Here is a 24,292-nt window from a genome sequence, read left to right as displayed (position 1 = left end):
TCCGGTTCACACTGAGCGAAAAACAGTGTTTTCGGGCGCTTTCTGGGCGAAAGGTTCGGCGCTACGCTTTGGAAATCGGGATGGCGACCATAGGTCTTTTCCAACTGCTTGACGGTCGTGCCAACATTGTCGGCGACCTACCAGATGTCGACGCCGCGCTGCATCAGCCAGGCGATGTAGGTGTAGCGAAGTACATCCGGGACGACATCGTCGCCCAGCCCGGCTGCCACGCGGCAGGTGCGGAACGCCTTCTCAATTCGCTTGATAGGTTCGCCGAGGCTGCCATGGACGACCGGCCCGTGATCCCGATCAATATGCTTCCATCGGCGCATATGGGCAATCAGCCGTGGCGGCAGCTGCTCCAGCAGCCGCCGTTTCTTGCTCTCTCTTGCGCGATGGAATTTGCGATGGAGCACGCCGCGCTGAAGGTCTGGCCAGCTTCCGCTGATCTCGGCATTCCAATTGAGCTGCAGGATCGAACGATGCCGGCCGCCGGTATAGAGGCCGATGATGACAAAGCGGCAGAGATGAGCGTACTGCCCATGCTTCCGGCGCAGCCGCAAGGCCGCGCGCAGCAGTCCCGCCGCTTCCTGGCGCGTCAGCCAGCGTTCGCGCTCTGCTGGTTTGTCTGGCAAGGTGACGGACGGCTTCGGATCGAGACCGTATTCCCTGGCATAGAAGTTGATCGCCGAGCGGAGATCCTCAAGATCGCGACGTGGGCCTGACGTAAAGTCCTTGTCCTGCCACGGCGGCAGTCTCGCACTGCGGGTCGCCATTGCGGCGGCGTTGAGTTTGACGACGCGCTCGCGCTCTACCCGGTTGCGCTCGCGCGAACGGTGCTCGACATAAGCGCGGCAGCGGTCGCTATTGATGCTGGCGACCGGTTCGGTGCCGAAGAATTCGTTCAGAAAACGGATCCTGGCGAGAAATTCCTTGCGACCGGCAATCTTGGCCTGGCGCGCATCGACATAGGCGGCGAGGATGTCACAGACTGTCAGGCTACGGGCGTCGGTCCGGCAGACCGGCGGCTGGTATTTGCCGGCGATGGCAGGCCCGAGTGGGGTGCGCAGCATACCTGCACCGCTGGACACCGCTCCCTTGCTGGCGTGATGACGGGTCGTCACGATGGCCCCTTTTTCTCGCTGTGAACTGGTTCGTCTTGCGGCCGGGGATGAATAAAAGAGGCAGGAACACCGGTTTTGCAACAAGCAAACTGGGCGATGGTGCGGCGACGTGCAGAGACTTGCGAGATGCGGTGCAGGAGTCGCACCGGCTTGGCTATCCCTCCGGCAAAGAGTTTGGCGAGTTCGGGGAGGGGTGACTCACTGCCGCACCGATATGATGGCCACGGGCCATCCCATGTTGCGCTTGCAGCTGAGGTGTTGATCCCCATGCCGGCCTTCGCGGGGCGATTTGGCATTCCGAAGCGGATTGAGGATTCCGATGCCTTGGAAATCCCTCCCGTTGTCGGTGACGACGAGCATCCGCTCGCCTCGGCAATGGCCGCGATCCGAGCCACTGCGGGCAACCCCTTGGCCTCTCCTCGGCCAAACCTTCCTTCTGGTCGAATGCAAGGCGGCGACTTGCAAAGAGAGCCTGTAGGCTCTCCGGGCCGTGAACCATGTCTCCGGGTCGGACATGTTTTTTCTGGTCGGAGTGGCAGGATTTGAACCTGCGACCCCATCGTCCCGAACGATGTGCGCTACCAGGCTGCGCTACACTCCGTGACCAGACCGCGGGCTTATAGCCGCCGCGTTTGGTTCCTGCAAGCGCCAATGGCAGCGCTTCCGTCGCATTTCTTTCGCTTTCGCCGCAACGTCATACAGGTTTCAGTTTCCTGTCGCACAAACACAGCTTAAAGGCTTCCTGGCAGGTAACCGTCCACTTGCCTCGAAACATTGATTCAGCCGCTTGGAGTTCGCAGTCTTGTCGATGAAGATCGTTAGCCATGCCAGACCAAACACATTCGAGTTCGAAACCTCGGCGTTGATCAAGCCGTCCGGGTTTCGCGAATATGATGCACGCTGGTGGTTCGGCCATCCGGGCTCGAACGAGCCGCCGGAACTCAATCTGATCGGCGTCCAGGCGCTCGGCATGGGGCTCGGCACGCTGATCCGGCGCCTGGGTGCCGGACCCGACATCGTCACCGGCCATGATTTCCGCGCCTATTCGCTTGCCATCAAGCTGGCGCTGGTTTCCGGGCTGATGGCCGCCGGCGCGCGGGTCAAGGATGTCGGGCTGGCCTTGTCGCCGATGGCCTATTTCGCCCAGTTCGCGCTCGACACGCCGTCCGTCGCCATGGTCACCGCCTCGCATAACGAGAATGGCTGGACCGGCGTCAAGATGGGCGCGGCGCGTCCGCTGACCTTCGGTCCCGAGGAGATGAGCGCGCTGAAGGCGATCGTGCTGTCAGGCGATTTCGACCTTGTCGGTGGCGGCTCCTACGCCTTTGTTCCCGATTTCCGCAAAACCTACCTTGACGATCTGACCAACGGAAAACGCATATCGAGAAAGCTCAAGGTGGTGGCTGCCTGCGGCAACGGAACCGCCGGCGCTTTCGCCCCCGAAGCGCTGGCGCGGATCGGCTGCGAGGTGATCCCGCTCGACGTCGAGCTCGATCATACGTTTCCCAATTACAATCCCAACCCCGAAGACATGCAGATGCTGCACGCCATTCGCGACAAGGTGCTGGAAACGGGCGCCGATGTCGGGCTCGGTTTCGACGGCGATGGCGACCGTTGCGGCGTGGTCGACAATGAAGGCAACGAGATCTTCGCCGACAAGGTCGGCGTCATGCTCGCGCGCGACATCTCGCACCTCTATCCCGGCTCGACTTTCGTCGTCGACGTCAAGTCGACCGGATTGTTCATGACCGATAAGGTGCTGCGGGAAAATGGCGCGGTCACCGACTATTGGAAGACCGGACACTCCTATATCAAGCGGCGCGTCGCCGAACTCGGCGCCGCCGCCGGTTTTGAGAAATCGGGCCACTTCTTTTTCAATCCTCCGATCGGCCGCGGCTATGACGATGGCCTGGTCACGGCCATCGCCATTTGCCAGATGCTGGACCGCAGCCCGCAAAGCAGCATGGCCGACCTCTACCGCGATCTGCCGCTGACCTTCGGCACGCCGACCATGTCGCCACATTGCGCCGACGAGCTCAAATACGGTGTCGTCGAGCGGGTCGCTGGCGATTTTCGCGAGATGAAGGACGAGGGCGCGGTCTTCGCCGGCCAAAAGATCGCCGAGCTGATCACCGTCAACGGCGTCAGGGTCGTGGCGGAGGATGGTACCTGGGGGCTGGTGCGGGCATCATCGAACAAGCCGGAGCTTGTGGTGGTGGTGGAGAGCCCGGTATCGTCCGAGCGGCGCCGGCAGATGTTCGAAGCCGTCGATGCGGTGCTGCGCCGCAGCCCCGAAGTCGGCGCCTACAATCAGACCTTTTGAATGCGGGGCTTGTTTTCATGACCGAACGGATCGTCAGTTTTGTGATGAGCGGCGGCGTCGGCTCGCGACTATGGCCGCTGTCGCGCGAGGACAATCCCAAGCAGTTCCATGATTTCTCGGGCGATGGTTCGATGCTGGCCAAGACGCTGCGCCGGCTGACCGCGCGGCCGGAAGGCGAAACGCCGGTTTTTCTGATTGCCTCGGAAAGGCACGCCGACCGCGTTCATGCCGATATTGCCGGCCACGAGCTTTCCGGCGGCGGCCCGTTGTTCGAGCCGACCGGACGCAACACTGCCGCGGCCGTTGCCTTGGCAAGCCTGCGCACGCTGTCGGAATTCGGCGACAGCCTGGTGCTGGTGGTGCCGTCCGACCATGAGATTGCGACCGCGCAGCAATTCTGGCGGAGCGTCGAGGCCGGCACTGCGGCGGCGCGCGAGGGCAGGCTGGTGGTGTTCGGCATCAAGCCCGCGCAACCCGAGACCGGCTATGGCTACATCGAGGTGGCCGGCGAGCGGGATGGCATCTACGACGTCTCGCGTTTCGTCGAAAAACCCGATCTCGCGACCGCGCAGAGCTATCTCGAGGCCGGCAATTTCTACTGGAACACCGGCATTTTCCTGTTTCGCGCCAGCGCCATGCGCGATGCATTCATGGCTTTCCAGCCCGATATCTGGAGCGCCACCGAGGCTGCCTACCAGGCGGCGACATCAGATCTTTCCGGCCTCTATATGCCTCTGGAGCTCTATGCCGCCATCCCGTCGACATCGATCGACTACGCGATCATGGAGCGCGCCAGCGGCATTGCCATGGTGCCGGCCGGCTTTCGCTGGAACGATCTCGGTTCCTGGCAGTCGCTGCTCGACGTCGGGCCCTCCGACACGCAGGGCAACGTCATCGTCGGCGACGTCGTCGCCATCGACTGCGAGAACTCCTATATCCGCAGCGACGGCCGCCTGCTGTCGGCCATCGGGATGAAGGACGTCGCCATCGTGTCGACCGCCGACGCCACTTTCGTGGCTCCGGTCAGCCACAGCCAGAACGTCAAGAAGATCGTCGAACAGCTCGAAAAGAGCGGCCGCCTGGAAACCAGGTTCACGCCCGCCGACGATCGCGTCATCGAAAGCGGCGCCTGGCAGCGCCGCGTGCACCACTGGCTGTTCGAGGAGACGGTGCCGCTGTGGTCGACTGTCGGCGTTGACGAACGCCATGGCGGGTTCCACGAAGCGCTCGGCTTCGACGCCACCCCGCTGATGAAACCCAAGCGCATGCGCACGCAGGCCAGGCAGATCTACGCCTTCGCCGTCGCCAAGGCGCGTGGCTGGAACGGCCCGGCCGATCGGTTGATCAGCCACGGCATCGAATTCATGGCGAGGAACGGCCGCACCGACAATGGCGGCTGGGTGCGCACGCTCAACATCGACGGCACCGTCGCCGACGCTGCGGAGGATGCCTACGACCATTCCTGCGTGCTTCTGGCGCTGGCGCATGCCCATATGTGCGGCAATCCGGACGCATTGCGGCTTGGCGAGGAAACCTTTGCGTTCCTCGACGCGCATCTCGAGGACCAACGCCTGACCGGTTTTCTCGAGACCTCGAGCGGCGAGGGCGAGCGCCGCTCCAACCCGCACATGCATCTGCTCGAGGCGTTCCTGGCCTGGCATCAGGCGACGGGCGAGCGCGCCCATCTCCGCCGCGCCGCGCGCATCGTCGATCTGTTCCGCAGCCATTTCTTCGATCCTGAGAGCTGGACGCTTGGCGAGTATTTCGACCATGAATGGCGGCCGGCTCCCGGCGAGAAAGGCACCTGGACGGAACCAGGCCATCATTTCGAATGGGCCTCGCTGCTGGTCGACTTCGCCGGCCGCAGCGGCCAGAGCGGCTTGACCGGCCTCGCCAGGAAACTCTACGCGTCGGCGATCGCCAATGGCCTCAACCGCGCCACCGGCCTCGCCTACGGCGCCGTCTCGCGGCAAGGCCTGCCGCTCGACCGCGTCTCGCGCAGCTGGCCGCAGGCCGAAGCCATCAAGGCGGCAATCGCGCTGGACGGTTCGGGCGGTCCCGACCTGAAGCCGGAGATCGAGGCTCGGGTCGGCCGGTTGTTCCGCTGGCACATCAATCCGGCACCGCTCGGCCTGTGGATCGACCGCATCGACGAGCGTGGCCGTTCGCTGGCAAACGAGGTGCCGGCCAGCATCTTCTACCATCTGGTCTGCGCGCTGACGCAATATCTGGACGGCACGGCCCGCAAGGATCAGTACGGGCTGGCGACGTCCCCGGTCTCGACATAGACCGACTTCAGCTGTGAATAGAGTGCCAGTGCCGCCAGCGAATTCTCGCGGCCGATGCCGGACTGCTTGAAGCCGCCAAAGGGGATCTCGACCGGCGTCAGATTGTAGGCATTGATCCAGCAGGTGCCGGCCTGCAGCTCGGCGATGACGCGGTGGGCGCGCTGCAGGTCGCGCGTGAACACGCCGGCAGCGAGGCCGAATTCGGTGTCGTTGGCGCGCTCGACCACCTCGTCCTCGCCGTCGAATTTCAGCACGCTCATCACCGGCCCGAAAATCTCCTCGCGGGCGATGCGCATCGTGTCGGTGACACCTGTGAACACAGTCGGCTCGACGAAGAAACCGCCCTGGAAGCCCTGCAGCGAAGGCACGTTGCCGCCGCAGGCGAGCACGGCACCATCCTGCCTGCCGGCCTCGATGTAGGAGACGACCTTGTCGTGCTGCGCCTTCGAGACCAGCGGCCCCATCTGCGTTTCCTGGTCGAGCGGATCGCCGATACGGATCTTCTTGGTCCGCTCGGTCAGCCTTTCGACGAAACGGTCATGGATGCTGCTCTGCACGAAGACCCGCGTGCCGTTGGAGCAGATCTGGCCGGTCGAATAGAAATTGCCGAGCATGGCGCCGCCGATGGCATTTTCGAGATCGGCATCGTCGAAGACGATCAGCGGCGACTTGCCGCCAAGCTCCATCGTCGCGTTCTTCATCTTCGAGCCGGCGAGCGACAGCACCTTGCGGCCGGTCGGCACCGAGCCAGTCACCGAGACCTTGGCGACGACATCGTGGCCGACAAGGCCGGCGCCGACATCGCCAAAACCTTGCACGACGTTGAACAGCCCATCGGGCAGGCCGGCCTCGGTGTAGATTTCAGCGAGCGCCAGTGCTGAAAGTGGCGTGTTCTCCGACGGCTTGAACACCATGGCATTGCCCATCGCGAGGGCCGGTGCGGATTTCCAGCCGGCGATCTGGATCGGGTAGTTCCAGGCGCCGATGCCGACGCAGACGCCGAGCGCCTCGCGCCTGGTATAGGCAAAGGGACCGCCGAGATCGACGGCCTCGCCATTAAAGGCGGCGACCGCACCGCCGAAATATTCGAGGCAATCGGCGGCCGACGGGGCGTCTGCGACCAGTGTTTCCTGGATCGGCTTACCGGTGTCGAGGGTCTCGATGCGCGCCAAATCGGCATTGCGGGCGCGCAAAATGTCGGCGGCGCGGCGCAGGATACGGCCGCGTTCGACCGGCTTCAGCCGCGCCCAGGCGGGTTGTGCCGCACGCGCGGCCTCGATAGCGAGCTCCAGCACGTTCGGTGTCGCCGAGCGCAGCATGGCGATGGTCTCGCCGGTCGCCGGATAGATGACCGGCAGCGGCGCGCCGCGCTCGTCCTCGATATAGCGGCCGTTGACATAGTGCGATGCCGTTGGCTGGGCGCGCATGGCTGTTCTCCAAATCGTCTATCGCGGCATGCGGGAATATGCGTCCGCCGGATCATGGCCTATCTGTCCGACGCCTGCCAGCGCGGATTGATCCATGGTTCCTGGTTGGAGGGCGCCAGCGGCGAGCGTCCGAGAATGTGGTCGGCGGCCTTCTCGCCGGTCATGATCGACGGCGCGTTGAGATTGCCATTGGTGACGCGCGGGAAGATCGAGGAATCGGCGACCCGCAGCCCGTCGACGCCGATGACGCGGCATTCCGGGTCGACGACGCTCATCGCATCGTCGGCACGGCCCATCTTGCAGGTGCCGCAAGGGTGATACGCGCTTTCGGCGTGGTCGCGGATGAAGGCGTCGAGCTCGTCATCCGATTGCAAATGTGAACCCGGCGACAGCTCCTTGCCGCGGTAAGGATCGAAGGCCGCTTGCCCGAAGATCTCACGGGTCAGCCGGATGCAGTGGCGGAACTCCGTCCAGTCGTCCGGATGCGACATGTAGTTGAAGCGGATCACCGGCTTCGATTTGGGATCGGGCGAGCGCAGCGTGACCGAACCGCGCGACTTCGACCGCATCGGCCCGACATGCGCCTGGAAGCCATGCGCCTTCGCCGCCGCCTTGCCATCATAGCGGACCGCCGCCGGGATGAAGTGATACTGGATGTCGGGATAGTCGACGCCGGCGCGCGAGCGCACGAAGGCGGCCGCCTCGAAATGATTGGTAGCGCCGAGGCCGGACTTGAAGAACAGCCACTGCGCCCCGATCAATGCCTTCGAGAACGGGTTCAGCACCGAGTTCAGGGTGATCGGCTTTGTCGATTCCTGCTGAATGTAGAGCTCCATATGGTCCTGCAAATTGCGGCCGACGCCGGGCCGGTCGGCGATCACCGGAATGCCGTTCTCTCTGAGGTGCTGGCCGGGGCCGATGCCGGACAGCATCAGGATTTTGGGCGAATTGATCGAGGACGCGGCAACGATCACCTCACGCCGGGCTCTGACCACCTGAACCTGTTTGCGCGTTTCGATCTCGACGCCGATTGCGCGTTGATTCTCGATGATCACCCGTCGGGCGAAGCCCTTGACCAGGCTGACATTTTTCCGCCTGAGTGCCGGCCTGAGATAGGCGCTCGCCGCCGACCAGCGACGCCCGCCGCGAATGGTCTGCTCCATCGGCCCAAAGCCTTCCTGCTTCGCGCCGTTGTAATCATCGGTCAGCTCGAAACCGGCCTGACGGCCTGCCTCGACAAAGACGCCGTAGAGCGGATTGGTCCGCGAGCCGCGCTGTACGGTCAGCGGGCCGCCGTGGCCGCGCCAGCCATTCTCGCCGCCATTGCTGTCCTCCATGCGCTTGAAATAGGGGAGCACGTCGGCAAAGCCCCAGCCGGCCGCGCCCTGTTCGGCCCAATGGTCAAAATCGCGGGCGTGGCCGCGCACATAGACCATGCCGTTGATTGAGGATGAGCCGCCGATGACCTTGCCGCGCGGCGTCGCCAGCACGCGGCCGCCGAGATGCGGCTCCGGTTCGCTGGCAAAGCCCCAGTCGTAGAGGCTCATATTGAGCGGTATCGATAGCGCCGATGGCATCTGGATCAGCGGCCCGATATCGCTGCCGCCATATTCGATGACGATCACCGAATGCTTGCCGTCCTCCGACAGCCGGTAGGCCATGGCCGAACCGGCCGAGCCGGAGCCGATGATGACGAAATCCGCTTCAAACATGGGTCATGTGCGCCATGAAATCGGCGAGCGAGACGTTGCCGCCAGTTGCGATCACGAGAACGGTCTTGCCGATTACGTCGACCTTGCCGCTGAGCAACGCCGCCAGCGAGGCAGCGCCGGATGGCTCAAGCACCAGCTTCATCCGCTCGAAGGCGATGCGCATCGCCCGCCGCACCGACACATCGTCGACAGTTATGCCGCGAACGCCGGCGGCCTTCACCGCTGCGAACGGCGCGTCGCCGGGCCGCCGCGACATCAGCCCGTCGCAGATCGATTTCGGCCCGGCCGGCATCGTCTCGATGGCGCCATGCGCCAGCGACGCGCCCATGCCGTTGAAACCTTCCGGCTCGACGCCGATGATCTCGGTCGCCGGCGATAGATAGTGGAAGGCCAGCGAAACCCCACCGATCAGCCCGCCGCCGCCGACCGAGCAGAACAACAGATCGGACTCCGCTCCCATTGCGGCGAGCTGGTCGAGCGCTTCCAGTCCGGCGCCGGCCTGGCCGGCGACGATCTCCGGATCGTCGAACGGGTGCAGCAGCGCCAGGTTCTCGCTCTCGGCGATCTCGCGCGCCTTGGCAGCGGCGACCTCCTCACGCGCGCGCTCGCCATGGTCGGTCAGCACGACGCGCGCGCCATAGCCTGATGTGGCGTCGCGCTTGGCGGCAGGTACGTCGATCGGCATGACGATGGTGACGGGAATGCCGAGCGCTTGGCCGGCGGCCGCCAGCCCTTGCGCGAAATTGCCGGAGGAATAGGCGACGACGCCCTTTTTGGCTTCATCGGGCGACAGTCGCTTCAGCCGCCAATAGGCGCCGCGCACCTTGAACGAGCCGGCCCATTGCAGCGATTCCGGCTTGACGAAGACCCGGGCAGCGCCGGTCTCGCCGGCGAGTGCCGCCGATTCCAGCAGCGGCGTGATCTGCGTCGCCTTGGAGGTGACGGCATAGGCCTGCCTGAGATGGTCGAGCGACGGGACGAGACTGTCGGCCATCATTCGCCTCGCGGAAAGCGCTTCTGCTCTTCGAGCAGGTCGAGGTTCATGTGGTTGCGCATGTAGCGTTCCGACGCCTTCTGCAGCGGCTGGAATTCCCAGGGATAATGGGTGCCGTTGCGCAGCGCCGGGTAGACCACCCAGCGGCGGGCTTGGCTTGCACGCACCGCGGCATCGAACGCCGCCATGTCCCAGCGCGCCCGCACCTTGTCGGTGAAAGCGCTCACCAAAGCCGCATTGGCCGGATCGACGGCGAGATTGGTCAATTCCCGCGGATCCGATTCCAGATCAAACAGTTGCGGCGGATCGATCTCGCAATGGATGAATTTGTAGCGACCCTCGCGCATCGCCGCCATCGGCGCGTTGGAGCCTTCGGCGGCATATTCCATCAGCACCGGCGCGGAGCGTTTCTTTCCGTTCAGCAGCGGCAGCAACGACTGGCCGTCGGTCCACGGCGCAATCGCACTGATGTCGATGCCGGCGAGGCCGCAAAGCGTCGGCGTCACGTCGAGGTTGGAGACCGGCGTGTCGATCAGGCCGGCGGCGATGCCGTTGCCGGCGATCATCAGCGGCACCCGCGCCGAACCTTCGAAGAAGCACATCTTGAACCACAGACCGCGCTCGCCGAGCATGTCGCCGTGATCCGAGCAGAACAGGATGATCGTATCGTCGAGCATGTGCGTGTGGTCGAGCACCGACAGCAATTCGCCGAGCTTGTCGTCGAGATAGGAGATGTTGGCGAAGTAGCCGCGCCGCGCGCGGCGGACCTGCTCCGCCGTGATCTCAAAGCTGTCATAGTCGCTGGCGCGGTAGAGCCGCTGCGAATGCGGATCCTGCCTGTCGTAGGGAATAAAGCCGATCTCGGGCTCGAGCGCCGGGCAATCCTCGTAGAGATCCCAGTAGCGCCGCCGCGCGACGTACGGGTCGTGCGGGTGGGTGAAGGAAACCGTCAGGCACCAGGGCCGGCGCGCCACATCGTCGGAGACGCGGGCGAAATCGTAGAGCTTTTGCACCGCGTGGAAGGCGACCTCGTCGTCATATTCCAGCTGGTTGGTGATCTCGGCGACGCCGGCGCCGCTCACTGAACCCAGATTGTGATACCACCAGTCGATTCGCTCGCCGGGCTTGCGATAGTCCGGCGTCCAGCCGAAATCGGCCGGATAGATGTCGGTGGTCAGCCGTTCCTCGAAGCCGTGCAACTGGTCCGGACCGACGAAATGCATCTTGCCGGAGAGGCAGGTGTGATAACCGGCGGCGCGCAGATGATGCGCAAAGGTCGGGATCGAGGACGCGAATTCGGCGGCGTTGTCATAGACCCCGGTGCGTGACGGCAATTGGCCGCTCATGAATGCGGCCCGGCCCGGCGCGCAGAGCGGCGATGCGGTGTAATTGTTGCAAAAACGCGCCGAACGCGCGGCGAGCGCCTTCAGATGCGGTGCGTGCAGGAAGTCCGCCGGCCCGTCTGGAAACAGCGTTCCGTTGAGCTGATCGACCATGACGATCAGGATGTTGGGTCGCTTGGATGTCACTGCTGCTGCCGTCCGCTGAGTTTAGTTTCGAGATAGTCCTCGACCAGTGCGATCGCGGTCGCGGCATCGGGAACGCCGTCCTTCAGCGCGCGCCTGATAAAGAGCCCGTCGATCAGCGCCGCCGTCGCTTCGGCAACCCGGTCGGCCTCGCTTCTCGGCAGGATGCCGCTCAGCCCACTGAGCAGATTGGAATGCAGCCGCCGCGCATAGACCTTGAGCAGCCGGCGAAGTGCTGCCGACTTCTGCGCCTCGACATAGAAGGCGAGCCAGGCGGCGATCGTTTCCGGCCGGAACTGGATATCAGAGAAATTGACCGCGACCACTGCCGAGACGCGCTGGCGCGCCGTGCCGGCCGCGCGAAGCGCGCGGCGCGTATCGGCGGTGAGCTCGCTCAGGATGTGCCGCATCGTCGCCAATAGCAATTCGTCCTTGGCGCCGAAATAATGGTGGGCAAGCGCCGAGGACACGCCGGCGCGCCCGGCGATTTCCGACATCGTCACATCAAGCGAACCACGCTCGCCGATCGCCGAGATCGTTGCGTCAATGAGCGCCCTGCGGCGCAACGGCTCCATTCCGAGTTTCGGCATACTTGCTCCGGCCTGTTGTGACGAGATTATTTTTTATTGACGCATCAATCAACAAAAAATTCAGCCTGATTTGCTGGCAAAAGCCAGACATTATGACCAGATATCAAGATCAAGCGATTGTGCGGTTCTGGCCCCTTCACGAAGTCGGAGGAACGGTTCATGGTTGAACAATGCCGAGCCGCTGCGACATCGCGTAGCCGGGCCTGCAGGATGGAGATCGCCATGACAGCATGCATCGTCGGTTGGGCGCATTCGCGCTTCGGCAAACTCGAAGGCGAGACGCTGGAGGGCCTGATCACCAAGGTGGCAGTCGAGGCGCTTGATCATGCCGGCATCGGTCCAGATGAGGTCGACGAGATCGTGCTCGGCCACTTCAACGCTGGGTTTTCCGCCCAGGATTTCACCGCGAGCCTGGTTCTCCAGGCCGACGACCGGCTGCGCTTCAAACCGGCGACCCGCGTCGAGAACGCCTGCGCCACCGGCTCGGCGGCAGTCAGGCAAGGCATCCGCGCCATCGACGCCAATGCCGCCCGTATCGTGCTGGTGGTCGGCGCCGAGCAGATGACGACGACGCCTGGTCCGGAGATCGGCAAGAACCTGCTCAAGGCCTCGTATCTGCCGGAGGACGGCGAAACGCCGGCAGGCTTCGCCGGCGTCTTCGGCAAGATCGCCCAAGCCTATTTCCAGCGCTACGGCGACCAGTCGGACGCGCTGGCGATGATCGCCGCCAAGAACCACAAGAACGGCGTCGACAACCCCTATGCGCAAATGCGCAAGGATTTCGGCTACGAGTTCTGCCGCCAGGAAAGCGAAAAAAACCCCTTCGTCGCCGGCCCGCTGAAGCGCACCGACTGCTCGCTGGTGTCGGACGGCGCCGCCGCCCTTGTCCTCGCCGACACGGCGACGGCGCTGAAAATGCGCCGCGCCGTCGCGTTCCGCGCCAACGAGCATGTGCAGGATTTCCTGCCGATGTCGAAGCGCGACATCCTCGCCTTCGAAGGCTGCGAGCAGGCCTGGAACCAGGCGCTGAAGAAAGCGGGCGTGACGCTCGGCGACCTGTCCTTCGTCGAGACGCACGACTGTTTCACCATCGCCGAACTGATCGAGTATGAGGCGATGGGCCTGGCCAAGCCGGGCGAGGGCGCCAAGCTGGCCTTGGATGGCGAGACGGCGAAGGACGGAAGGCTGCCGGTCAATCCGTCCGGCGGGCTGAAGGCCAAGGGCCATCCGATCGGCGCCACCGGCGTATCGATGCATGTGCTGAGCGCCATGCAACTTGTCGGCGAGGCCGGCGGCATCCAGGTGCCGGGAGCAAAGCTCGGCGGCGTCTTCAACATGGGCGGCGCGGCGGTCGCCAACTACGTTTCCATTCTCGACCGGATCAGATAAAAGCGGCCCCGCATTTCACGGGGAATTCATGACAAATCCGGTTCTGGTCGAAGTTTTGCGCGGCGCGATCATCGAGAGCGCCCATCGTGGCGCTGTTGCCGTCTTCGACGCCGACGGCAAGCCCGTCTGGGAGATCGGCGACACGGCACACCCGGTGTTCCCGCGTTCGGCGGTCAAGGCGATTCAGGCGTTGCCGCTGGTCGAGAGCGGTGCCGCCGATTCCTACGGCTTCGGCGACCGGGAACTGGCGCTGGCCTGCGCCTCGCATTCCGGCGAGCCGGCGCATGTCGAGCTGGCGCGCGCCATGTTGGCGAAAGCCGGCCTCGACGACACCGCGCTCGAATGCGGCGCGCATTGGCCGTCGAACCACGGGGCGACGCTGGCGCTCGCGCGCGCCGGCCGTGCGCCGAACGCCTTGCACAATAATTGTTCCGGCAAGCACTCGGGCTTTCTCTGCACCTGCGTTCACAGCGGCATCGCTCATCGCGGCTACGTTAAGGCGGGCCATGCCTCGCAGGAGATGGTGCGCGACGCGATGCAGGCAGTGACCGGCGCCGCCCATGACGCCGATCACCGTGGCACCGACGGCTGCTCGATCCCGACCTATGCCGTGCCTCTCCGCAGTTTCGCGCTTGGCTTTGCCCGCATGGCGACGGGCGCCGGCTTCGAGCCGGTGCGCGCCCGGGCGGCCAAGCGGCTGCTTTCCGCCTGCATGGCCGAGCCGTTTTTCGTCGCCGGTACGGGCAGGGCGGATGTCGCGCTGATGGCGGCCGCCTCCGGCCGGATTTTCGCCAAGGGAGGGGCCGAGGGCGTCCATTGTGCCGCCCTTCCGGAGCTTGGCCTTGGCATCGCGCTGAAATGCGATGATGGCGCTGGCCGTGCCGCCGAAGTGGTGGTCGCGGCCGTGCTGGCAAAGCTTTTGCACGCGGACCAGGCGCTGGCGGCAAAGCTGATCGAACAAGCAAATCCGCCCATCGAAAGCCGGATCGGCGCCAAAGTAGGCGCGCTCCGGCCCACCGCCGCACTCAACTGACGTGGTTGCGCTCGACGGTCAGATGCGCATAGCCGGCATTGCCTGAGGCGGCGAGGTCGCCGGTCACCGGCTCGGCCCAGCGCTGGCCGATGATCGCGCCCTTATGGACCCCGTCGATGACATTGTCCGAAATGATTGCCGTCCCGGCACCTTCGACCACGGTGACGACGATGCCGGTTCCGGCTTTGCGGATGATATTTCCCGTCGCGATCACGTTGCGCATGAATGGTCCCCAGCCGATCTGCATGCCGTAGAGCGGCGCATTCTCGACGACATTGGCGGAAACGGTGGTGTCCGCCTCGACGCTGATGCCGACGCCGAAACCGGGCGCGTCGGCAGGGTAGGGACCGCTGGTCGCCAGGTTGCGGACGATGTTGCCGGAGCACACGCCCATGCGGCCGCCTTCGTTGAAATTGACGATCGAAATACCATTGGCGGCGCCATCGACGATGTTGTTGCTGATGACGGCGCCTTCAAACGAGAATTCGGAATACACGGCCGTCTCGCCCGAACGCGAGCAGGTGTTGCCGGTGATCTGCAAATTGCTGGAACTGTTGGCGCGGATCGCCGAGAACGCGCAATCCGAGACAATATTACCGGAGATGATGACATTGCCGGCGCGGAACGCATTGATGCCGTTGCCGTTCTGGCCGGTTCCGCCACTGCGCGCCTGGATGCGCTCGATCCGGTTGCCGCTGACGATGGTGCCGTCTTCGTCCGCCTGCCAGCGGTGCACGAGAATGCCACCATTGGCGCAGTCGGAGACGCTATTGCCTGATATTTCCAGGCCATTGGCCTCGACCGAATAGATGCCGGCGTCGGCTGCGCGGGAAATCTCCGAGCGCTCGATGCGGCCCGAGGCGTGCTCGAGCGCCAGGCCGTTCTTGCCGCTGCCGGTAAGCTGGCAATTGTCGACGACCAGATGGGCGATGCGGCGCAGATCGAGCAGGCCTTGCGTGTAGTCGCCCATCCAGCGGTTGCTGCCGTCGAACACCAGCCCGCTGAGTTCGATGTGCTCCGCCTGTTCCGCCATGATGAGATGGCCATTGCCGCCGTAGACGATCCGCGATGCGCCCGGCACGCCGGACAGGCGCACGCGGCCGGGCAGCGACAGGTTGGAAACGATATAGGTCCCCGGCGGCAGGAACACCGGCATGTCGCGGTCGTGCGCATCGCGCAGCAGCTTGGCGAAAGTCTTGCTCTGGTCGTCAAGCGCGCCGGGCCGGACGCCGAGCTCGGTTGCGTTGATCGCCCCGCGCATCGCGGCTTTCTCGATGCCGGGCAGGTTTTTCGCCGCTGCTTTCCCGAGCGAAAGCCCCATGACCGCAAAGCCGGCGGTCTGCGCAAGCAGCGTTCTTCTGTTCAACATCGGCACAGATCCATTGCGTTCAACGGTCACGCGGCAGGATTCGTGCCAGACTAGCCCGGTCGAACTCGTGGTGAAAATCTGAAGCTTGCTCGCCAAGACGGAATATCGCTTGCGCCCTTCTGTGGGCGATCAAACGAAGCCCCTTTTGGCCTCTATTCGATCCTCGTCGGTTCAGCGAACACCGCATTTATCCCGTTGAAGGCAAGTTGCCGGAATGTCTGGTCGATCTCCGTGGGGGACAGCTTCGTATCCCTCTCAAGCCACCAGTGCATCACTTCAAAGAACGCGCCAACGATGAAGCGTGTGGCGATCTCAAGTCTGGCTCCGCCGTCATCACCTTGGATATTCGCCAATTCGTGGCGAACCTGCTTGCTTATCCAGCCACGGATCTCTTCTGGCATTTCGCGCTTTTTCCCGCCCATCAGCGCACGGTGCATCTCCCGCGTGGCATGAGCATGCTCGAACACCGGACCGCTGAAGGAAAAACCCTTGGCATTTCTCTGCGAATGGCGTTCGGCACCGCGTGCCTGCAAGCCCTTCATATGCTCGTCGATCGTTGCTTTCCTCAAGCAGTCCTTGTCGGGATAGTGCGTATAGAAAGTCGAGCGGCCGACATCGGCGTCCCTGCAGATGTCCTCGACCGTGATCGCCGTATACCCCTTCTCGGCGGTCAGTCTGAAAAGCGCCTGCTGCAGTCGGCTGCGGGTCCTGGCGATCCGACGGTCGATCGATCCGGCTGGCATCGGCAACATCCTTTTTCCGGTCATAGGACACCAAACCGTCCAGTATTGGGCGGACCGGTGCGATCTGGCCAGTGAAACCGATACTGGACACACTGTCCAGTATCATATGCTGTTGCGAAAGTCCCAGCGCGGGGCCGGCTGGCAGGAGATAAAGCAATGCACCAACGGCTTTTTGGAACAATAGTTGGCGGGCATGCGCTAGTCGCGCTCGTCAAAGTGGCCGTGGTGCTTGCGGCATTTTTCTCGTTGGGACAGGCAAATGCGGTCTTTTCCTTGGGAATTCCCGTCCTTCTGCTTCATGCTGGTGTACTCGTCGTGATCGCAAGCCTATTGATTTGGCAAAGCGCTCACGGGCGGCTGTCCGCCAAGGTCCGCAGACCGGCCGCCGCAGACGAGAAGGCGCCGCATGTCGGCATCACGCTTCATTCCGCCGCCCTATACGACACGCTCGCGTGGCTTCTGACTTTCGGCCGCGAACGTACTTTTCGCGAAAGGATACTAAGCTTTGCCAAGCTGAAACCGGGAGAAGTGGTCCTGGATGTCGGGTGCGGCACCGGCACCACCGCGCTCCTCGCCAGACAGAAGGTGGGGCCGGAGGGGCGTGTGAACGGCGTCGACGCCTCCGTCGAAATGGTTGCGCGCGCAGCGGCAAAGGCCCGGCGAGCCGGGTTACAAGTCGGGTTCTCGACCGCCACCGCTCAGGAACTGCCTTTCAAGGATGGGGAATTCGATGTCGTCCTCAGCACGCTGATGTTCCACCATCTTCCAAAGAAAGGCCGCGAGGAATTCGGCAGAGAAGCCTTCCGCGTCCTGAAGCCGGGCGGTCGTGTGCTTATCGTCGATTTTGCAAAACCGCCACGCCAGAGGAGCACCTTTCGGCTCCACCGGCATGGTTACGTCGATTTGGACAAAGTTGCAGCGGATCTCGGCCGGCACGGCTTCAATACCGTTGAGCGAGGCGACGTCGGAACCAAGGGGCTCCGTTATCTAATAGCGCAACCGGACCTTAGCCTTGCGGCCCTCGGCGCGCGATAGGTATGTCAAGTTGGGGCATTCGCATGGTCCGCTTTCCACCCCCAAGCAACTGTCTAATCTCGGGTGTTGAGCTCAGATCTTCACCACTAGGCTCTTCTTCAGCAATGGCTTGTGGAGTTGCCATTCCGAGCCTAAGTTCATCGGATGAGCAGGGCTTTCACCCGCGAGGAAGACAGCGAAAACGCCATCGCCGGCATCGGCGAGCGGCCGATCAGTCAGCACCGCAATCTTGTGACGGAACGCGGCCTGACGCTGATCGACGCCGAACTGGCTGCCCTGCGCGATGAACTGGGCAGAGCGGAGAAGAGGGCCGACCGCGAGCGCATCGCGCTCATCTCGCGCGACCTGCGCTATTGGACCGCGCGACGCGAAAGCGCCGAGCTTTCCGTGCCGGAGCCGGGTAGCGACCTTATTCGCTTCGGCATGGGCGTCACGCTGGAAAGCGATGACGGCAAAAAGGTACATTGGAAGATCGTCGGCGAGGATGAGGCCGATCCGGCCAAGGGCACAATTTCCCATGTTTCGCCGATGGCCTTGGCCTTGTACGGCAAGAGGGTCGGCGAAATTGCCGTGGTCAACGGCAAGGAGTGGGAAATCGTCAAGCTGACTGCCAGTTAGGCCTCGATCTTGACGACATGGTCGCGGAAGAACGCCGCGGCACCAGCCTCGTCGATCTCGCCGGCGGCAACGCCCATGACGAATTCGTAGATCGTGCCGTTGTCAGCCGTCAGGGCATTACCGTTAACGATCAGAAATGCGCCAGCCGCGACAATGGCGGTGCGCTTGTTGCCGTCGACAAAGGCGTGGTTCCGGGCGATGCCGAAGACGTAGGCAGCAGCGAGATCTTCAATCGACGGATCTCCGTAGTTGGCCTTGTTCTCGGCGCGGGCGAGCGCCGATTCGAGGGCATTTTCATCCCTCAAGCCTTGTGCTCCGCCGTGTCGGCGCAACTGCTCGGCGTGCATCGCTTCGACTGCACGCCGCGTCAGAAACTCACAGCTCATTCGGCGAGCTTCTGAAGCGCGATCTTGTATTTGTCCATGACCTCGCGGGCAGCTTTCATTTGCCGCTCGAAGCTATCGTCCACCGGCTTCAGCGCAAGACCGTCACCTGTTTCAATGATTTGAAGCTGGTCGCCGGCCTTCAGGTTCAGACGATCGAGAAGCTCCCTCGGCAGGATGACGCCTTCGGAATTGCCGATCTTGCGAATGGTCGTGTTCATGGTGAGACATCCTGTTGCAACGCTAATTATAACTCAGCGCGACGGCCGTTGCAACAGACATTATAACCCGCGTCAGCCGGCCTGCAGCAGCCGGTCCATCAGCCGGTCCGCCGCTTCCGGGATGACCGTGCCGGGCGGGAAGATTTCGGTGGCGCCTGCCTGCCGGACTGCATCATAATCCTGTGGTGGGATGACGCCGCCGGCGACGATCAGCATATCGTCGCGGCCGAGCTTCTTCAGCGCATGCTTGAGTTCGGGAATGAGCGTCAAATGGCCGGCCGCCAGCGACGAGGCGCCGACGATGTGCACGTCATGCTCGACCGCGAGCTTGGCGATCTCGTCCGGCGTCTGGAACATCGGCCCGACGGTAACGTCGAAGCCGAGGTCGGCAAAGGCGGTGGCGATCACTTTCTGGCCGCGATCATGGCCGTCCTGGCCCATCTTGGCGACCAGAATGCGCGGCTTGCCGCCGGACTTTTCCTCGAACGCTACGATCTTGTCCTGCAGCCGGTCGACCACCGGATTGTCACCGAGTGCCTTGCGATAGACGCCGGAGATCGTCTGCACCGAGGCGACATGGCGGCCGAAGACCTTTTCCAGCGCCAGCGAAATCTCGCCGACCGTGGCATTGGCGCGTGCGGCCCGGATTGCGAATTCCAGCAGGTTTTTGTTACTCCCAGCAGCACGGGTCAGCGCATCGAGCGCGCTCTCGACGGCGGCGACGTCACGCGTGCCTTTCAGCCGTTGCAGCTTCGACAATTGCCGCGCTCTGACTTCGGCATTGTCGATCTTCAGCACGTCGACATCGATGTCCGTCCCAGGCTGGTGGGCGTTGACGCCGACCACGATCTGTTCGCCGGAATCGATCCGCGCCTGGGTGCGGGCGGCAGCCTCTTCGATGCGCAGCTTCGGTATGCCTTTTTCGATCGCCGCGGCCATGCCGCCGAGGCTCTCCACCTCCTCGATATGGGCAAGCGCGCGCGCCGCCAGATCATGCGTCAGCCGTTCGAGATAGGCAGAGCCGCCCCACGGGTCGATAATCCGCGTCGTGCCGGATTCCTTCTGCAGGATGAGCTGCGTGTTGCGGGCGATGCGGGCCGAATGGTCGGTGGGCAGCGCCATTGCCTCGTCGAAGGAATTGGTGTGCAGCGACTGCGTGTGGCCCTGCGTCGCCGCCATCGCCTCGAGCATGGTGCGCATGATGTTGTTGTAGGGGTCCTGCGCCGTCAGCGACCAGCCCGAAGTCTGGCAATGGGTGCGCAGCGACAGCGAGCGCTCGTCCTTCGGCGAAAAATTCTTCAGCATCAGGCTCGACCACAAAAGGCGCGCTGCTCTCAGCTTGGCGACTTCCATGAAGAAGTTCATGCCGATCGCCCAGAAGAACGAAAGGCGCGGCGCGAAACGGTCGATGTCGAGGCCGGCCGCGATGCCGGCGCGGGCATATTCGATACCATCGGCGATCGTGTAGGCGAGTTCGAGATCCGCCGTCGCACCTGCCTCCTGCATGTGGTAGCCGGAGATCGAGATCGAATTGAACTTCGGCATATGCTTCGACGTGTAGGAAAAAATGTCCGACACGATCCGCATCGAAGGTTTTGGCGGATAGATGTACGTATTGCGCACCATGAACTCTTTCAGAATGTCGTTCTGAATGGTCCCGGTGAGATCCTTCTGCGCGACGCCCTGTTCCTCCGCCGCCACGATATAGAGCGCCATGATCGGCAGCACCGCGCCGTTCATCGTCATGGATACCGTCATCTCATCCAGCGGGATGCCGTCGAACAGCTGGCGCATGTCGAGAATGGAATCGATGGCGACGCCGGCCATGCCGACATCGCCGGCGACGCGTGGATGATCGCTGTCATAACCACGATGCGTGGCGAGATCGAAGGCGACCGACAGACCCTTCTGGCCGGCGGCAAGGTTGCGCCGGTAGAAGGCGTTGGATTCCTCGGCCGTCGAGAAGCCGGCATATTGCCGGATTGTCCAGGCTTGCTGGACATACATCGTCGGGTAGGGTCCACGCACGAAGGGCGGCAGGCCGGGATACGTGTCGAGATGCGGCAATCCCTTGAGATCGCCCTGGTTGTATAGATGCTTGACGGCGATGCCTTCCGGCGTCATCCGCTGGCCTTTGATCTCGACCGGCGCCAGACGTGGGGGCGACCAGCCGATCTGGCTGAAATCCGGGATCATGGTGCGGCTCCGATCGCCTGATCGATGCGGATCGGAAACAGCGGCTCGCACACCGCAACGCCTCCGGTGAACGCTGGCCGCCGCTCCGCCGCCAGCGTCTCGACCGGACGCTCGGTTTTCGACGGGTGCAGCGTCGTGCCGACGATCGCCCGCTCGCCCGCCTGGTAGGCAGTGTTGCGGCGGGCGGAAGCTGCCTGGACGCGTTTCTGGATATGGCCCTGCTCGAGGCTGGACAGCACGCCGCCTTCCGCCTCGATCTGCTGGAACTCTTGCCAGGCCGCCGCGCAGAGCTCCGAAGTCAGCGCCTCGACGGCGCCCGAACCGCAAGCCGGATCGGCGACGTGGCCGATGTGGCTTTCATTGGCCATGATCAGTTGTGCGTTGCGGGCAACGCGGCGGGCAAAACCCGCCGGCAGACCGTGCGCGATGGTGTGCGGCAGGATGGCGATCGAATCCGCCCCGCCGGCTGCCGCGGCAAAAGCGGCGATGGTGGTACGCAGAATGTTGGTTTCCGGTTCGGCCGCCGTCATCATCCGGAAGGAGGTTTCGGCATGGATGCTGGCGGTGGAGGGCGGTATCGAACAGGCCTCCTGGACACGCGCCCACAGTCCGCGCAACGCCCTGACCTTGGCCATCGACACGAACTGGTCCTGATCGACGCTCAGCGCAAAACCGATATGCGGCGCCGCATAGACGAGCGGCTGGCGCGCCTTCTCGAACAGCCTCAAATAGGAGACCGCCGAGGCGAGCATGGTGCCAAGCTCCTGCGCCTCGGTTGCGCCGGCATTGTGGAACACCCGCCCGTCGGCTTCCAGCAGGACGCCGGGCACGCCCATCGAAAAGAAATGCGCGAGCGACTGCGGCATCGAAGCCTGCAAAGCCTCGATCGACATGCGCAGCCTGCCGGTCCCGGCAAATATCGCCGCCGGATCGATGCCGAAGGAGAGGTTGAGCTTTGCCGGGTCGGAACGGCGCTTGGTCAAAAACGCCACCAGCCAATCGGCCACGGCGCGGCTCCAGGGATGGGCGTCGATGCGAATCTGGATGCGGTTGAGCGGCACGCCGTCGAGCACGGTCTCCAGCGCCTCCGCCGTTCTCGGCAAGCCATAGCCGAACGCGTTGGGCGCACCTTCGAAGACGAGCGACAGTCCGGTAGCACCCTGCGCGACGTCTTCCTGCGCCTGCGCCCTGGCGCGGTCTATGTCCGGATCGTCGACACGCTGGCTGACGATCCACGGTGATCTCGGGTTGGCGCGCACCACGGGCTCCGCCGTGACCGAAGGCTCGTAGAGCGGCTCGATGCGGATGGCGTCGTCCGTATGCGAGACGAGCTTTTCCTCGAAGGAGCCGCCGGCCAGCGCCTTCTCCGCCAGCGCCAGCCATCGTTGCCGGTCGGCGTTCGGAATTTCGGCATCGTGGGTCAAGGCACCGGCGCCCATCCGTTCTCCTCGTTCTAGCGGCCGCATCAGCCTATGATGTCAGTCTACGGTCCCCGGTCCCATATCACAATGCAGCACACTTCCCGTGCAACACGCCTTCCGTGACGGTGACCGTCAACCGATTGCCAAATATGGGCAGCTTCCGCAAGCTCCAAAAGCCATTTTCGACGATGCCCATTGTCGCTCCGCAACGGCCTCACTATACCTGCGGCAGGGTTCCCTTTTCTTCAAGGGATCAGGGCTTTCAACCCTATAGGTTTGCGGAGACCGGACACATGGCTGACGACACCAGTATCTTCATAGGAGCCAGCCGCAAGCCGGACGACAGCTATCAGCGGCCCGAACAGCTTTTGCTGCAATATGGAAATCGTCACGGCCTGATCACCGGCGCGACCGGCACCGGCAAGACGGTGACCCTGCAGATATTGGCCGAGGGTTTTTCCAACGCCGGCGTGCCGGTGTTCTGCGCCGACATCAAGGGCGACCTGTCGGGCATCGCCATGATGGGCACGGCGCAGGATTTTCTGGTCAAGCGGGCCGAGCAGGTCAAGCTCGATCCTTACGAATTCCAGGAATTCCCGGTCATCTTCTGGGATCTCTTCGGCGAGCAGGGCCACCCGATCCGCGCCACCATCTCGGAGATGGGGCCGCTGCTTCTGTCGCGGCTGATGAACCTCTCCGAGGCGCAGGAAGGCATCATGAACATCGCCTTCCGCATCGCCGACGATGAAGGCCTTTTGCTTCTCGACATGAAGGACCTGCAGTCACTGCTCGCCAACATCGCCGATCGCGCCGAAGAGATCGGCGCTCGCTACGGCAATGTGACGAAGCCTTCGGTCGGTGCGATCCAGCGCACGCTGCTGGTTCTGGAGCAACAGGGAGCGACCAATTTCTTCGGCGAGCCGGCGTTGCGGATCGCCGACATCATGCGCACCACGCGCGACGGACGCGGCGCCATCAGCGTGCTCGCCGCCGACAAGTTGATGATGAATCCCCGGCTTTATGCGACGTTCCTTCTGTGGCTGATGTCGGAGCTGTTCGAGGAACTGCCCGAGGTCGGCGACCCGGACAAGCCGAAGCTTGTCTTTTTCTTCGACGAGGCGCACCTTTTGTTCGACGACGCGCCGAAGGTGCTGATCGACCGCGTCGAGCAGGTGGTCCGGCTGATCCGTTCGAAGGGCGTCGGCGTCTATTTCGTCACGCAAAATCCGCTGGATATCCCTGAAACGGTTCTGGCCCAACTCGGCAACCGGGTGCAGCACGCACTTCGCGCCTATACGCCGCGCGAACAGAAGGCAGTAAGGACAGCCGCCGAGACCTTCAGGCCCAATCCCGACTTCGACTGCGCAACCGTGATCACCCAGCTCGGCACCGGCGAGGCGCTGGTCTCGACGCTGGAAGCCAAGGGCGTGCCGTCCATGGTGCAGCGGACGCTGATCCGCCCGCCATCGTCGCGGCTTGGCCCGATCACGCCCGACGAGCGCCGCAAGCTGATCGCCGAAAGCCCGGTTGCCGGACAGTACGACCAGACCATAGACCGCGAATCGGCTTTCGAGATCCTGCAGAAAAAGGCCAAGGACGCCCAGGAGGCGCAGGCGCAGCAACAGGACAGCGGCCGCTCGCGCTGGACCATTCCCGGCTTCGGCAATGACGATTCCCAGCCAGCCGGCGGCCGCCGCGCGCCGCGGCAGTCCAACCGCCAGACGGTGGCGGAGGCGGCAATCAAATCCGTCGTGCGCTCGGTCGGCTCGTCGGTCGGACGAGCGATCGTCCGCGGGATTCTGGGGAGCTTGTCCAGAGGGCGGTAAACAGCGTCGGACCCAAGGGCCGGCGTCGGCGTTGGCAAATTCTGTCTTAGGCATCAAGCGCCGGCAGCCAAATT

21 protein-coding genes and 1 tRNA gene are annotated in these 24,292 nt (G+C 63.6%); 7 read left to right on the top strand and 15 right to left on the bottom strand.

Features of this window, described 5'->3' with window-relative positions:
- Window positions 1–137 precede the first annotated feature (137 nt).
- The 3 genes from NKI85_RS14370 to NKI85_RS14360 all read right to left on the bottom strand — a co-directional run bounded on the left by NKI85_RS14370 (window position 138) and on the right by NKI85_RS14360 (window position 1,725).
- Window positions 138–1,124, bottom strand: a complete 987-nt coding sequence (locus NKI85_RS14370; protein WP_352525608.1) for a site-specific integrase — start codon at window positions 1,122–1,124, stop codon at window positions 138–140.
- Window positions 1,125–1,322: 198 nt separating this feature from the next.
- The gene (locus NKI85_RS14365) at window positions 1,323–1,484 is read right to left on the bottom strand and encodes a hypothetical protein (protein WP_352525609.1); all 162 of its coding nucleotides are present in this window, start codon (window positions 1,482–1,484) and stop codon (window positions 1,323–1,325) included.
- Between the two features lie 164 nt (window positions 1,485–1,648).
- Window positions 1,649–1,725, bottom strand: a tRNA-Pro gene (locus NKI85_RS14360).
- A gap of 207 nt (window positions 1,726–1,932) precedes the next feature.
- Between NKI85_RS14360 and NKI85_RS14355 the strand changes: the two genes are divergently transcribed.
- Window positions 1,933–3,447, top strand: coding sequence for a phosphomannomutase/phosphoglucomutase (locus tag NKI85_RS14355; RefSeq protein ID WP_502900667.1), 1,515 nt, complete (start codon window positions 1,933–1,935; stop codon window positions 3,445–3,447).
- A 17-nt stretch (window positions 3,448–3,464) separates the two neighbouring features.
- The gene (locus NKI85_RS14350) at window positions 3,465–5,735 is read left to right on the top strand and encodes an AGE family epimerase/isomerase (RefSeq protein WP_352525612.1); all 2,271 of its coding nucleotides are present in this window, start codon (window positions 3,465–3,467) and stop codon (window positions 5,733–5,735) included.
- Here NKI85_RS14350 and betB read toward each other — a convergent pair.
- From betB to NKI85_RS14320, 6 genes are read right to left on the bottom strand one after another with little or no spacing between them, the layout of a single operon-like run.
- Window positions 5,699–7,162 (bottom strand): betaine-aldehyde dehydrogenase, encoded by a 1,464-nt coding sequence (betB, locus tag NKI85_RS14345; protein WP_352525613.1) that lies wholly within the window; start codon window positions 7,160–7,162, stop codon window positions 5,699–5,701. The genes NKI85_RS14350 and betB overlap by 37 nt on opposite strands.
- A gap of 59 nt (window positions 7,163–7,221) precedes the next feature.
- The gene (gene betA / locus NKI85_RS14340; protein WP_352525614.1) at window positions 7,222–8,874 is read right to left on the bottom strand and encodes a choline dehydrogenase; all 1,653 of its coding nucleotides are present in this window, start codon (window positions 8,872–8,874) and stop codon (window positions 7,222–7,224) included.
- Window positions 8,867–9,868: a threonine/serine dehydratase family protein gene (locus NKI85_RS14335; RefSeq protein ID WP_502896002.1), complete on the bottom strand. Its 1,002-nt coding sequence runs from the start codon at window positions 9,866–9,868 to the stop codon at window positions 8,867–8,869. Before NKI85_RS14335 ends, betA begins: the two co-directional genes overlap by 8 nt.
- Window positions 9,868–11,397: a choline-sulfatase gene (betC, locus tag NKI85_RS14330; protein ID WP_352525616.1), complete on the bottom strand. Its 1,530-nt coding sequence runs from the start codon at window positions 11,395–11,397 to the stop codon at window positions 9,868–9,870. The genes NKI85_RS14335 and betC overlap by 1 nt, the downstream gene beginning before the upstream one ends.
- A complete protein-coding gene (gene betI / locus NKI85_RS14325) occupies window positions 11,394–11,984 on the bottom strand; it encodes a choline-binding transcriptional repressor BetI (protein WP_352525617.1) in 591 nt (196 codons plus the stop codon). Before betI ends, betC begins: the two co-directional genes overlap by 4 nt.
- A 44-nt stretch (window positions 11,985–12,028) precedes the next feature.
- Complete coding sequence (locus tag NKI85_RS14320; protein WP_352525618.1) at window positions 12,029–12,208, bottom strand: hypothetical protein; 180 nt, start codon at window positions 12,206–12,208, stop codon at window positions 12,029–12,031.
- On the opposite strand from NKI85_RS14320, the gene NKI85_RS14315 reads away from it, so the two are divergent.
- Window positions 12,207–13,373: an acetyl-CoA acetyltransferase gene (locus NKI85_RS14315; RefSeq protein WP_352525619.1), complete on the top strand. Its 1,167-nt coding sequence runs from the start codon at window positions 12,207–12,209 to the stop codon at window positions 13,371–13,373. The genes NKI85_RS14320 and NKI85_RS14315 overlap by 2 nt on opposite strands.
- Window positions 13,374–13,401: 28 nt before the next feature.
- Entirely contained in the window at window positions 13,402–14,406 is a 1,005-nt protein-coding gene (locus tag NKI85_RS14310) for an asparaginase (RefSeq protein WP_352525620.1), read from the top strand.
- Here the strand turns inward: NKI85_RS14310 and NKI85_RS14305 are convergent.
- A complete protein-coding gene (locus NKI85_RS14305) occupies window positions 14,399–15,775 on the bottom strand; it encodes a TIGR03808 family TAT-translocated repetitive protein (RefSeq protein ID WP_352525621.1) in 1,377 nt (458 codons plus the stop codon). The two genes, NKI85_RS14310 and NKI85_RS14305, sit on opposite strands and share 8 nt — an antisense overlap.
- A 152-nt stretch (window positions 15,776–15,927) precedes the next feature.
- On the bottom strand, window positions 15,928–16,518 hold the full coding sequence (locus NKI85_RS14300) for a TetR/AcrR family transcriptional regulator (RefSeq protein ID WP_352525622.1): 591 nt from the start codon (window positions 16,516–16,518) through the stop codon (window positions 15,928–15,930).
- A gap of 156 nt (window positions 16,519–16,674) precedes the next feature.
- On the opposite strand from NKI85_RS14300, the gene NKI85_RS14295 reads away from it, so the two are divergent.
- Complete coding sequence (locus NKI85_RS14295; RefSeq protein WP_352525624.1) at window positions 16,675–17,553, top strand: class I SAM-dependent methyltransferase; 879 nt, start codon at window positions 16,675–16,677, stop codon at window positions 17,551–17,553.
- Between the two features lie 144 nt (window positions 17,554–17,697).
- A complete protein-coding gene (locus NKI85_RS14290; RefSeq protein WP_352525626.1) occupies window positions 17,698–18,171 on the top strand; it encodes a GreA/GreB family elongation factor in 474 nt (157 codons plus the stop codon).
- On the opposite strand, the gene NKI85_RS14285 is transcribed toward NKI85_RS14290, so the two are convergent.
- The 4 genes from NKI85_RS14285 to NKI85_RS14270 form a co-directional block, all read right to left on the bottom strand.
- Window positions 18,168–18,557: a type II toxin-antitoxin system death-on-curing family toxin gene (locus NKI85_RS14285; protein ID WP_352525627.1), complete on the bottom strand. Its 390-nt coding sequence runs from the start codon at window positions 18,555–18,557 to the stop codon at window positions 18,168–18,170. The genes NKI85_RS14290 and NKI85_RS14285 overlap by 4 nt on opposite strands.
- Window positions 18,554–18,775: an AbrB/MazE/SpoVT family DNA-binding domain-containing protein gene (locus NKI85_RS14280; protein WP_352525628.1), complete on the bottom strand. Its 222-nt coding sequence runs from the start codon at window positions 18,773–18,775 to the stop codon at window positions 18,554–18,556. The genes NKI85_RS14285 and NKI85_RS14280 overlap by 4 nt, the downstream gene beginning before the upstream one ends.
- A gap of 72 nt (window positions 18,776–18,847) precedes the next feature.
- Window positions 18,848–20,971, bottom strand: a complete 2,124-nt coding sequence (scpA, locus tag NKI85_RS14275) for a methylmalonyl-CoA mutase (RefSeq protein ID WP_352776840.1) — start codon at window positions 20,969–20,971, stop codon at window positions 18,848–18,850.
- On the bottom strand, window positions 20,968–22,410 hold the full coding sequence (locus NKI85_RS14270; RefSeq protein ID WP_352776839.1) for a methylmalonyl-CoA mutase subunit beta: 1,443 nt from the start codon (window positions 22,408–22,410) through the stop codon (window positions 20,968–20,970). The genes scpA and NKI85_RS14270 overlap by 4 nt, the downstream gene beginning before the upstream one ends.
- A gap of 275 nt (window positions 22,411–22,685) precedes the next feature.
- Here NKI85_RS14270 and NKI85_RS14265 point away from each other — a divergent pair, with 275 nt between their 5' ends.
- Window positions 22,686–24,218 (top strand): helicase HerA-like C-terminal domain-containing protein, encoded by a 1,533-nt coding sequence (locus NKI85_RS14265; RefSeq protein ID WP_352776838.1) that lies wholly within the window; start codon window positions 22,686–22,688, stop codon window positions 24,216–24,218.
- Window positions 24,219–24,292: the final 74 nt, after the last annotated feature.

The organism is Mesorhizobium sp. M0571, from assembly GCF_040320985.1.
Lineage (GTDB): Bacteria > Pseudomonadota > Alphaproteobacteria > Rhizobiales > Rhizobiaceae > Mesorhizobium.
Note: the sequence above shows the minus strand (reverse complement) of the source record. Positions and strands in the feature narration are given on the sequence as shown.

Coding starts and splice junctions, on each gene's coding strand:
- NKI85_RS14365 (WP_352525609.1), bottom strand. CDS start 1,484: ATGCTCGTCGTCACCGACAACGGGAGGGATTTCCAAGGCATCGGAATC.
- NKI85_RS14355 (WP_502900667.1), top strand. CDS start 1,933: ATGAAGATCGTTAGCCATGCCAGACCAAACACATTCGAGTTCGAAACC.
- NKI85_RS14350 (WP_352525612.1), top strand. CDS start 3,465: ATGACCGAACGGATCGTCAGTTTTGTGATGAGCGGCGGCGTCGGCTCG.
- betB (WP_352525613.1), bottom strand. CDS start 7,162: ATGCGCGCCCAGCCAACGGCATCGCACTATGTCAACGGCCGCTATATC.
- betA (WP_352525614.1), bottom strand. CDS start 8,874: ATGTTTGAAGCGGATTTCGTCATCATCGGCTCCGGCTCGGCCGGTTCG.
- NKI85_RS14335 (WP_502896002.1), bottom strand. CDS start 9,868: ATGGCCGACAGTCTCGTCCCGTCGCTCGACCATCTCAGGCAGGCCTAT.
- betI (WP_352525617.1), bottom strand. CDS start 11,984: ATGCCGAAACTCGGAATGGAGCCGTTGCGCCGCAGGGCGCTCATTGAC.
- NKI85_RS14315 (WP_352525619.1), top strand. CDS start 12,207: ATGACAGCATGCATCGTCGGTTGGGCGCATTCGCGCTTCGGCAAACTC.
- NKI85_RS14320 (WP_352525618.1), bottom strand. CDS start 12,208: ATGGCGATCTCCATCCTGCAGGCCCGGCTACGCGATGTCGCAGCGGCT.
- NKI85_RS14310 (WP_352525620.1), top strand. CDS start 13,402: ATGACAAATCCGGTTCTGGTCGAAGTTTTGCGCGGCGCGATCATCGAG.
- NKI85_RS14305 (WP_352525621.1), bottom strand. CDS start 15,775: ATGTTGAACAGAAGAACGCTGCTTGCGCAGACCGCCGGCTTTGCGGTC.
- NKI85_RS14300 (WP_352525622.1), bottom strand. CDS start 16,518: ATGCCAGCCGGATCGATCGACCGTCGGATCGCCAGGACCCGCAGCCGA.
- NKI85_RS14295 (WP_352525624.1), top strand. CDS start 16,675: ATGCACCAACGGCTTTTTGGAACAATAGTTGGCGGGCATGCGCTAGTC.
- NKI85_RS14290 (WP_352525626.1), top strand. CDS start 17,698: ATGAGCAGGGCTTTCACCCGCGAGGAAGACAGCGAAAACGCCATCGCC.
- NKI85_RS14285 (WP_352525627.1), bottom strand. CDS start 18,557: ATGAGCTGTGAGTTTCTGACGCGGCGTGCAGTCGAAGCGATGCACGCC.
- NKI85_RS14280 (WP_352525628.1), bottom strand. CDS start 18,775: ATGAACACGACCATTCGCAAGATCGGCAATTCCGAAGGCGTCATCCTG.
- scpA (WP_352776840.1), bottom strand. CDS start 20,971: ATGATCCCGGATTTCAGCCAGATCGGCTGGTCGCCCCCACGTCTGGCG.
- NKI85_RS14270 (WP_352776839.1), bottom strand. CDS start 22,410: ATGGGCGCCGGTGCCTTGACCCACGATGCCGAAATTCCGAACGCCGAC.
- NKI85_RS14265 (WP_352776838.1), top strand. CDS start 22,686: ATGGCTGACGACACCAGTATCTTCATAGGAGCCAGCCGCAAGCCGGAC.